Source organism: Lysinibacillus sp. (genome assembly GCF_032093475.1).
GTDB lineage: Bacteria > Bacillota > Bacilli > Bacillales_A > Planococcaceae > Lysinibacillus > Lysinibacillus irui.
Genome location: NZ_DAMDAY010000079.1, coordinates 3384 through 4844, shown reverse-complemented (window position 1 = coordinate 4844; position 1461 = coordinate 3384). Strand labels below are relative to the sequence as shown.

Below are 1461 nucleotides of genomic sequence, written 5' to 3'. Positions count from 1 at the left end.
ACTGGCTGTAAATTATATTTCTTCTCAAGCGTTGTTGTGACTTCTTTGATGGCTTGTACATCATCAATCCCAAATTGATCTGTTGCACCTGTAGTTGCTACTACATAGACAGGAATACCGCCATTTTCGATAACTTCTGTCATACGAGCACGTAGGTCTTCCACATCCATAGCATGATCTTTGCCTGCTTTTACACGTACTAAATGTTTACTACCGATGCCTACTGCTTCTACAGATTTTAATAGGCTATAATGGGCATTTTCTGAAGCAAAGCAATATAAGTTATTTGGTACACCGTCTTCCTTTGCATGTGGGAATTGTTTTGCAATAGCAAGACGTAATCCGCTGAATACCGCACCTTGACCGCCCCATGTAGTATAGCCAAAGCTCTTTGTATAATCATAGCCTACTAATTTTGACATCATCGATACTACTTTTACTTCACACTCAGCAGCAGCTGGACCGTAAACATCCCATAAGTTATTGCCGTTCAATAGGGCATTTGTAAACTGGCCTAATACACCTGGGATACTTGCCATCGGTAAAACATTGGTAACAAAGTTACGTGTATGATAGGGATGTCCTTGCATTAATTGTGTTAATTCATCTACTACTTGATCGAGCCCAACACCTGTTGTTGGTACTTGATGGTCCTGCATTATTTCTTGGTAAAAATTAGCAGAGCGTTCTTTCATTGGACCAAGTGTAGTTTTATTAGGATTCTTTAATTCATCTAATGAGGAAACAATTTTCTCTAATAGGGATAAAAAATTCTCTCTTTGTTGAATATTTCCATCTTCGCTCTGGAATAATTGTTGGATATTGTGCATCATCATCATCCTTTTTTAGTTCATATTTCCTCTATTTTTAACTTAATAAAAATAGGACCTTATACTAATGGTATAATAGCATATTTTAGCAGAGTTGGTTATTATATTTTACTGAAAAAATATTTATTAACATTTCTGAAAAGTCTTACTTTCGTTGGTATAAAATACATTGTTGTTCTGTGTAGAGATAATAGCTGATGAAGGTGTACAAAATGTTGATTAAAGGGGAGGTGTGAAGTTATATAATTTATAATGTTGATGTTATATATAAAGATTGAAAAGGTGATACTTTCTAACTAACTTGAGTCTGCACGGAGAGTAGTACAGACCCGAAGTAACTGTATGTTTATTGCTGAAATTGTAGAAGTTCATCTACTGTAACAAATGTATATCCATCATTACTAAGAGCTTGCAACATTCCTTCTGTTGCCTGCAATTCATTGTCAGTAGGATCATACATCGGGTGCATTAAAATGATAGATCCTGGTTGAATATTTTCAGTTACATAGTTAATTTTGTCTTCTGCGTTTGTAAAAAATGTATCGGGTTCTAAGTTCCAAGTAATCGTCTTGCGTTGATGTTTATTTAAGTAGTAAGGCAATCCAAATAATTTTTTACCATACGGTGGTCT

The 1461-nt window shown here is 35.1% G+C and carries 2 protein-coding genes; both read right to left on the bottom strand.

What is annotated here, in order from left to right:
* Positions 1-830: pyridoxal-dependent decarboxylase (locus tag RT445_RS15775; protein WP_313470926.1), on the bottom strand; the 830-nt coding region annotated here is incomplete at its 3' end.
* 346 nt (positions 831-1176) lie between these two features.
* On the bottom strand, positions 1177-1461 hold a 285-nt coding region (locus RT445_RS15770; protein ID WP_483869417.1), incomplete at its 5' end, for a polysaccharide deacetylase family protein.